This is a genomic window from Actinophytocola sp., from assembly GCF_035634895.1.
GTDB lineage: Bacteria > Actinomycetota > Actinomycetes > Mycobacteriales > Pseudonocardiaceae > Actinophytocola.
On sequence record NZ_DASQCC010000052.1, the window covers coordinates 1 to 7,760 of the forward strand.

A 7,760-nucleotide genomic window follows, 5' to 3' on the forward strand; every position below is an offset into this window, starting at 1 on the left:
CCGGCGCTGCACCGACCGCGACGCCACGATCATCGACTTCTACCTCCACCTCGCCGCCGCGTTCGTCACCGTCCGCTGCCTCATCCAAGCAGCCCGCCACACCCACCGATGGGACACCCACCCCACCACCCGCCGCCTCAAATAACCCCATCTACTGCCGGAGCCTCTTAGCCGGCTCGGGCTTCTGTTGGGCGTGCTCGAGGCCCATGCGGCGGGTGGCCCACTGCTGGCCACCGCGCTCGGCGAGGGCCTCGACCCGCATCACCAGTAGCCGTGGCGCGTCCGCGGTGTCGTACGGCGGGGCGGCGGAGACGAACAGCGCCGCCTCGCGTTCGATGCCGTAGCCGATCTGGCTGTACTCGATCCAGTTCTCGTGCAGCCCGAACGTCGTGCGGACGGCGGTCGCGATGAGCGCGACCGCCCCCAACGCGGCGATCACCGGCGCGTCGAAATGCGCCGCGGCGGCCACGGGAATGGTGGCGGAGGCGACGATGGCGACGGCCTCGGCCGAGCCGTACCACAGGCGTGCCCGCCTGGAGTACCGCTTGTACCACCGCCACCGCTCGAGAACCATGACGGGAATCGGCTGCTCGTCCCGACGCGCGTCGACGATCCAGTGCTCGTCGAGATCGCCTGAGGATGCCCACTTCACCGGTGCACACTAGCTCGCGTTCCGGGTTCTCAGGCGCGGGTTACGTCGGCCGGCCGCGGACTCCGCACGAAGATCCATCTGGCCCTGGTGTTCAGGCCTGCGCCGTGGGCCGGACTACCACCTCGCCCACGTCGATGTCTGGTGGTTGCTCGATGGCGTAGGCGATCGCGCGCGCCACGGCCTCGGCTGGCATGCCGATCCTGTCGACGGTCTCGGCCAGTTGGTCGCGTACGGCCGGGTCCGTCATCGAGTCGGCCGAGTTCGTTCTCGTCATGCCTGGCGAGATGATCGTGACACGGAGGTTGTCGCCGGCTTCCTGGCGGAGGCCTTCGGAGATGGCGCGGACCGCGAACTTCGTGCCGGCGTACACGGCCATCGTCGGCACGATACGGAAGCCCGCCGTCGACGCGATGTTCACGAAGTGTCCGCTGCCCTGCTCGCGGAAGACCGGCAGCGCCGCCGCGATGCCGTGCAGCACGCCCTTGATGTTGACGTCCACCATGTCGTCCCAGTCGTCCAGGCGTAGCGCGTCCATCCGCGACACCGGCATCACGCCGGCGTTGCTGACCAGCACGTCCAGCCGACCGAACCGCTTGTCCGCCAGCGCGACGAGGTCCGCCACGTCCGCTCGCCTGCGGACGTCGACGGCCAGATGTGCGCCGCCGAGTCGGGTGGCCAGTGCGGCCAGCCGGTCCTCCCGCCGTGCCCCCAGGACCAGCTTCGCGCCTCGGGACGCCAGCAACACCGCTGTCGCCTCGCCGATGCCGCTGCTCGCCCCGGTGATCGCGACGACCTTTCCGTCAATCATGCGTATCCAATGTTAGAGGTCTCTTACATCGAGTATGTGTAGGTTACCCCAACTCCGTACCTAAGGTCGCCAGGCGCCTTGGGGTGCGCCGCGATGTTGACAAGCTCGGCGGTAACGCCGAGTAGTGCGCCAGGTGGGACGACGAACGCGAGCGAGTGCGGGAAGGTCGTTCGGACGGCGGCCGGCTGCCGGGGCGGCACGCCGCGCACGCTGCCGACGCACATGCACCGGCCTTGACCTGGCCAAAATCAACATCGCACAAGGAAAGACGGCATGACGGGCAACCAGCGATGAGCCAACCCGATTGGCGCATCGCTGTTCGATGGGCTCGGTGGGACACTGCGGTCATGGACCGGCGTCGCCTGTTTCCACTTGCAGTGGGCGGCGCACTTGGTATGTCTGTCGCAGCGAGCGTCGCAGCCGGCTACCAGTCCTCACCAACCACTTGGCAAATGTGTTTCCTCGTCGTGGCAACCCTGGCTGCCATGGGCGCGGGGGCCGCTACCGCGCCCAACCCTTCAAAAAAAACGTAGGATTGTAGGACAATACTGCCCAATCTAGGCGTAGAAGGTGAGCCTCAGGTCAACCAGTCGAGTGATGACGCAGATCTTGGGCGGAGCCATACCCAGCTGGGAAGGCGCGCCGGCGGCCGCCCAGCCGATGCCGGCCGCGGCAGTGAGGGCCAGCAGGCTCGTGGTGCCGGCTGGTCCGGCTTCGGCGCCGGCGTCGCGGCCGGCTCCCGCTCGACGACGGCCTGGCGGTCGGCCCGGTTGAACCGACGGAACTGGCGGCCGAACGCGCCGAGCAGCTGCGGGTCGTGCGGCGGCCGGCGAACTCGTCGACGAGTTGCACGATGATGACTGAGTTGCACGACGATGACTGGGTCGTTGGCGCAAACTTGGTTCCCTCTTACATCGATGGCAAGGAGCGGCCGTGGCCACGCGTGCGAAGTACCACCACGGTGACCTGCGTGCCGCGCTCGTCGACGCCGCGTTGGCGCTGGTCGCCGAGCAGGGCGTCGACGCTTTGTCGGTCGCCGAGACCGCGCGCCGCACCGGGGTCAGCGCCGCCGCGCCCTACCGCCACTTCCCGACCAGGCTCGACCTGCTCAAGGCCACCGCCACCCGCGCGGCCGAACTGCTTGCCGCCGAGCTGAAGGAGGCGACCGGCGACCCCGTGGACAGGCTCGCCGAGACCGCGCGCGTCTACGTGCGCTTCGTCGTGCGCCACCACGCCGGGTTCGACCTGATCTTCGACGAGCGGCTACGGGTCGGCGACCAGGCGCTGGCCGAGGCCGGCCGCGCGGTCATGGACATCCTGCTGCCCATCGCCGTCGAGATCACCGGCGACGCCCACGGCGCGCTCGACCTGCTCGAAAAGCACATCGCCGCGGCGCACGGGTACGCGGTCCTGCACCTGAGCGGCTTCCTGGGCCGCCGATCCCCCGACGTCGAGGACATCGCCGAGGGCGCCGCCGACGTGAGCCGTGCCCTCGCTACACGGGATGGTCGTAGCGGATGAACCCGCGGAACTCCGCCACCTTGTCGTAGAGCGCGCGGGCGACCTCGTTGTCCTGCTTGGTGGTCCAGTACAGGCGCGCACACCCGCGGGCCCGCGCCACCAAAGCGACCTCGTCGATCAGCGCACGCCCCGCGCCCTGGCCACGCGCCTCCTCGGCGACGTACAGGTCCTGCAGGTAACAGCAGTCCGCCGTCCAGAACGCGGCGTGGCACAGGTAGTGGGCGATGCCGACCAGCCGTCCGTCCAGCCACGCGCCGATGCCGTGCAGGTCGGGGCCGTCCAGCAACCGCTGCCAGGTCTTGTCGTAGGCGTCGGCCGGCAGGAGGTTCGAGTAGAAGCCCTTGTAGCCGCGGGCCAGAACCTCCCAGTCGGCGCGGTCCTCCGCCGTCAGCGAACGAATATCGATCACCCGGCCATGATCGCGGAGGTAAGTGGCCGTGTGGCAGGGCCACTTATTCGTGATTCTGGGAGTCCACTCGGGTAGCGGGGCTCGGCAGGCGGAACAGCGTCCGCAACCGTCGCACCGCCTCCTTGTCGCCGGCGACACGTACCTGCTTGTGCTTGATCGCGTCGGCGAACGTCGTGCGGCCCTCGCCCAGCTCGACCAGCACCTGCTCGGTCGTCACCAGGGTCGCGTCCGGCAGCTGGGCCGGGCCGTGCGTCGCCTCGACCGTGCCGTCGGCGACGCGGACGTGGAACACCTCGTCGTCCGCATGGAACTCGTACACCGCACGCACACCCTGGGCGGCGTCGGCGTCGAAGTAGGCCTCCATCGCCAGCACGGCCCAGCCCGCGTGGAACGTCTCGCCGTCGCGGCGTTCGCCCATGGCCCACTTGGCGCCCCACCGCGCCAGGGCCAGCACCGCCGGGCCCAGCTCGCGGCCGGCGGCGGTCAGGGCGTACGCCGGGGTGCGGGCGGGTGGCGGCAGCGTGATCTTCTCGACGAGCCCCTCGCGTTCGAGGTGCTTCATCCGCGCCGCCAGCAGGCCGGTGCCGAGGCCGCGCAGGCTCTTCTGCAGGTCGCCGAACCGCTTCGGGCCGGTCAGCAGGTCGCGGACGAGCAGCAGCGTCCAGCGCTCGCCGACGAGGTCGAGAGTGCGCGCGGTGGCGCAGTACTGGTTGTACGTTCGCTGGTCCACTTCCTCATAGTAAGCACTTCTCGTTTCTTAACGGCCACAGTGTCTCGGCCACGCCGCGTGGATCGGTCAGCGGCACGTCGTGCGGGCCGTCCATGGCCACCGTTCGGTAGCCGAGATCCTTGGCCAGCCGGGCGAACGGGTACACCTCGGGCCGGCAGTGGACGGCGGTGCCGGGGAGGCGGTCGACCGCACCGGTCAGCTCGGTCGGTTCGGTGAACGTCCTCAGTGGATGGTCGCGCAGGCGCCGGCCAACCCATTCGGTGTCGTCGGGGTCGGTGATGCCGTACGCGGCCGGCGGGGGCGGCGGGACACGCCAACCGTCGGCGGCGGCACGGACGACATCCATGAACGGCGCGAGATCGGCCAGGCTCACGCCGGACGGCCCCGCCCAACCCTCGATCAACACGACGTGCGCGACCCGGTCCGGCCGCCGGTCCGCCGCCTCCCGGACGACCAACCCCGCGTAGCTGTGGCCGACCAGCACCAGGTCCGGATCGTCCAGCGAGTCCATGGCGGACACGACTTCGAGCACATGGTCCCGCAGCCCGACATCGCGGTCATGGGTCAGATCGGGAGCCACCGCGTGCGGCAGCAGCGGCGCGACCCTGTCCCACGCCCAGCGGCCGTGCCAGGCACCGTGGACGAGCACGAACGTCGTCACGCCGGGACTCCCTCGCGAAGCAGCGGCAGCACGGACGCGGCGAACCGTTCGAGCGCCGCGTCGTGATCGTCGGCGGCGAGGCGGACCACGACGTGCCGGGCGCCCGCGTCGACATAGCCCCGCAGCCAGTCGGCGGCCTCCCGTGCGGTACCGGCGAACATCGCCTGGATCTGCTCGACGAGCTCCAGCGGGAAGTTGTAGTAGCGCTCGATGTGTGTCCGCATACGTTTGCGTGCCAGCGAAACGTCGTCGTCGACGCACAGCGTCGCGTACAGCGCGGGCGTGACCGGCCGCCGGATCATGGCCAGCTCCCGTGCGTAGGTCCGCGGACTCGGCGAGTACGGCAACCAGCCATCCGCGAGCCGTGCGACGCGCCGCAACGCCGCGTCACCGGAGCCGGCCAGCCAGATCGGCGGCCCGCCGGCACGCGCCGGCCGAGGCCCGATCGCCACGTCGTCGAAAGCGAAGTGCCTGCCCTGAAAGGAAACACCGGTCGACGTCCACAGCTGCCGGATGATGTCGACCGACTCGGTAAGACGGCTGATCCGGGTACTGAAGTCGACCTGGAGGGCGGCGAACTGCGCCTCGGTGTTGGGGTGCGGAAAGCCGCCGCCGACGCCGACCACCAGCCGGCCGTCGGCGATTCGGTCCACGGTCGCCAGTTGGTGGGCGAGCAGGATCGGGTGACGCAACGCGGGTAGCAGCACGGCGGTGCCGAGGGTGACCCGTTCCGTCACCGCGGCCACGGCGGCGAGCAGGGTCAACGGGTCGGCACGCGGCCGGGTGAGCGGACTGTCCCCGGCCCACACCGAGTCGAACCCGAGCTCCTCCGCGCGCCGGGCGAGCCGAACCAGCGGCGAGACCTCGTGATCACCGCGTGCGACATGGTCCCGAGTCGGCAGCAGATAGCCGACGAATTCCATAACATCCTCCTTGTGCTTCCTGTTTTTGAAGCATACAGTTTCAACACTGGAAGTCGAGAGGAGAACGAGATGACGAGTCCGGTCTACACGGCGGAGGCACGCGTGACCGGAGGCCGCGCCGACGGGCACGGCCGTACCGCCGACGGCCAACTGGCCGTGGATCTGCGTCTACCAAAGGAACTCGGCGGCGACCGCGAGGGCACCAACCCCGAGCAGCTGTTCGCGGTCGGCTACGCGGGCTGCTTCGCCTCTGTGCTGGACATGTTGGTACGCAAGCAGAACCTCGACACCAACGTGACCATCGACTCGCGCGTGCTGCTGAACCGTGGCGAGGACGGCACCTTCACGCTCGGCGTCGAGCTGGACATCGAGCTGCCGGCGGTTCCCGATGCCGCGCGGCTGGTCGGTTCCGCACACGAACTCTGCCCGTACTCCAGGGCGATCCGCGGCAACGTCGACGTCACGCTGATCGTGAACGGCGCCAGGCAGTAGCGAGACAGCGCGCGACGAGCAGTCCACCGATGCCCGGTAGCCACGCCATGACCTTCGTCGCCGGCGTGGCTGCCGGGTTACGCAACGTCGCCACCACGACGACCAGATACGCGCACCCGTGGGTCGGCCCGCCGAGGGACGTGATCGCCGGCAGGTGCACCGTGGCCAGGTTGACCAGCAGCACCAGCAGCGACACCAACTCCACCGCCGCCACGACGCGGAACCAGCGCACTTCTCACGCCCCCGTCGTCGAGCCGGGCCGGACGATCATCAGCACGGTGACCGTCGCCCACAGCAGGTTGAAGACGCCGGTGTACATGCCGAGGGGCGTGGCCACCCGAACCGGCCCCTCGGCGGCAAGGATCTTCGACTGCGTCGGCAGCACCTGGAACACCAGCACGGCGGCCGCCACCGCGGTCAGCGCGATCGAGACCAGCAACCACGTGTTGCCGAGCACCCCGAGACTGCTGGCCGTCGCGAGCCCGAAGATCGGCACCGCGATCCCGAGCGCCGCGTAGACGCGGCAGATCCGGTGCAGCAACGGCAGCCAGCTCCGGTCGCGACGCGCCGCGGCCGGGAACATACTCGCCGCGACCGTCACCGGGCCGACGGCCAGGATCGCCGCCAGGACGTGCAACGACAGCAGGACCTTGGTCACGAAGATGACGGTAGTGATCGCCCCGGGGCGCGAGAATCGGCAAGAATGCCAGGTACCAACGGATTCTCGCCAAGGAGTCTCATGCACACCGTGGCCGTGCTCGCCCTGGCCGACGTCATCGCGTTCGACCTGGCCACGCCGGTCGGGACGTTCGGCTTCGCCCAGCTCCCCGACGGGTCGCCCGCCTACCAGGTGCGGGTCTGCGGCCCGGAGACGGTGCGGGCCGAGGGGTTCACCGTGCGCCCGGACTGGGGCCTCGACGCGCTGCCCGGCGCGGACACGATCGTCCTGCCCGGCCGCACCGACATGGACGCACCCGTGCCGGCCGAGGTCGTCGACGCGCTCCGGGCCGCGGCGGCGCGGGGCACCCGCATCGCGTCGATCTGCGTCGGCGCGTTCGTCCTGGCCGCGACCGGGCTGCTCGACGGGCGCCGCGCGACCACGCACTGGCTGGGCACGGCCAGGCTCGCGGCCCTGTATCCGCAGGTCGACGTGGACCCGAACGTGCTGTACGTCGACAACGGGCAGTTCCTGACCTCGGCGGGCGCGGCGGCCGGCCTGGACATGTGCCTGCACATGGTCCGCCGCGACTTCGGTTCCAAGGTCGCCGCCGACACCGCGCGCAAGTCGGTGATGCCACTGGAACGCGAGGGCGGGCAGGCGCAGTTCATCGTGGCCGACCAGCCGCCGGTGCCGCGGGGTGCCGAGCTGGAACCCTTGCTGCGCTGGCTTTCCGACAACGCGACGACCGACCTGACGCTGGCCGGCATCGCCACGCGGGCGGGCATGAGCACGCGAACCCTCAACCGCCGCTTCCGCGAGCAGACCGGCACGACGCCACTGCAGTGGCTGCACCGCGAGCGGGTGCGGCAGGCGCAGTACCTGCTGGAGAACACGAGACACCCG

Annotated in this window: 11 protein-coding genes and 1 pseudogene; 4 read left to right on the forward strand and 8 right to left on the reverse strand. The window is 70.0% G+C overall.

Translation table 11 applies throughout. From position 1 onward, the window contains the following. A pseudogene (locus tag VET29_RS07445) lies at positions 1-145 on the forward strand (IS5/IS1182 family transposase); the annotation flags it as partial. Between the two features lie 6 nt (positions 146-151). On the opposite strand, the gene VET29_RS07450 reads toward VET29_RS07445, so the two are convergent. Both VET29_RS07450 and VET29_RS07455 read right to left on the reverse strand, forming a co-directional pair. After that, positions 152-652 carry a DUF4231 domain-containing protein gene (locus tag VET29_RS07450; RefSeq protein WP_324916466.1) on the reverse strand — a complete coding sequence of 167 codons (501 nt, stop codon included), beginning with the start codon at positions 650-652 and terminating at the stop codon, positions 152-154. A 91-nt stretch (positions 653-743) separates the two neighbouring features. After that, positions 744-1,460, reverse strand: a complete 717-nt coding sequence (locus VET29_RS07455; protein ID WP_324916468.1) for an SDR family oxidoreductase — start codon at positions 1,458-1,460, stop codon at positions 744-746. A gap of 933 nt (positions 1,461-2,393) precedes the next feature. Between VET29_RS07455 and VET29_RS07460 the strand changes: the two genes are divergently transcribed. Further along, a complete protein-coding gene (locus tag VET29_RS07460; RefSeq protein ID WP_324916470.1) occupies positions 2,394-2,981 on the forward strand; it encodes a TetR/AcrR family transcriptional regulator in 588 nt (195 codons plus the stop codon). Here VET29_RS07460 and VET29_RS07465 read toward each other — a convergent pair. From VET29_RS07465 to VET29_RS07480, 4 genes are read right to left on the reverse strand one after another with little or no spacing between them, the layout of a single operon-like run. Next, on the reverse strand, positions 2,956-3,390 hold the full coding sequence (locus VET29_RS07465) for a GNAT family N-acetyltransferase (protein ID WP_324916473.1): 435 nt from the start codon (positions 3,388-3,390) through the stop codon (positions 2,956-2,958). The genes VET29_RS07460 and VET29_RS07465 overlap by 26 nt on opposite strands. A gap of 43 nt (positions 3,391-3,433) precedes the next feature. Continuing rightward, positions 3,434-4,120: a winged helix-turn-helix transcriptional regulator gene (locus VET29_RS07470; protein WP_324916475.1), complete on the reverse strand. Its 687-nt coding sequence runs from the start codon at positions 4,118-4,120 to the stop codon at positions 3,434-3,436. 4 nt (positions 4,121-4,124) lie between these two features. Beyond that, positions 4,125-4,781, reverse strand: a complete 657-nt coding sequence (locus tag VET29_RS07475; RefSeq protein ID WP_324916478.1) for an alpha/beta fold hydrolase — start codon at positions 4,779-4,781, stop codon at positions 4,125-4,127. Then, positions 4,778-5,704 carry an LLM class flavin-dependent oxidoreductase gene (locus tag VET29_RS07480; RefSeq protein ID WP_324916481.1) on the reverse strand — a complete coding sequence of 309 codons (927 nt, stop codon included), beginning with the start codon at positions 5,702-5,704 and terminating at the stop codon, positions 4,778-4,780. The genes VET29_RS07475 and VET29_RS07480 overlap by 4 nt, the downstream gene beginning before the upstream one ends. A 69-nt stretch (positions 5,705-5,773) precedes the next feature. On the opposite strand from VET29_RS07480, the gene VET29_RS07485 reads away from it, so the two are divergent. Beyond that, a complete protein-coding gene (locus VET29_RS07485; protein ID WP_324916483.1) occupies positions 5,774-6,196 on the forward strand; it encodes an Ohr family peroxiredoxin in 423 nt (140 codons plus the stop codon). Here VET29_RS07485 and VET29_RS07490 read toward each other — a convergent pair. Next, positions 6,165-6,428 (reverse strand): DUF3817 domain-containing protein, encoded by a 264-nt coding sequence (locus tag VET29_RS07490; protein WP_324916485.1) that lies wholly within the window; start codon positions 6,426-6,428, stop codon positions 6,165-6,167. The genes VET29_RS07485 and VET29_RS07490 overlap by 32 nt on opposite strands. A gap of 3 nt (positions 6,429-6,431) precedes the next feature. Continuing rightward, on the reverse strand, positions 6,432-6,854 hold the full coding sequence (locus VET29_RS07495; protein WP_324916490.1) for a hypothetical protein: 423 nt from the start codon (positions 6,852-6,854) through the stop codon (positions 6,432-6,434). Positions 6,855-6,935: 81 nt separating this feature from the next. On the opposite strand from VET29_RS07495, the gene VET29_RS07500 reads away from it, so the two are divergent. Then, the coding region (locus VET29_RS07500; RefSeq protein WP_324916493.1) for a GlxA family transcriptional regulator at positions 6,936-7,760 on the forward strand (825 nt) is incomplete at its 3' end.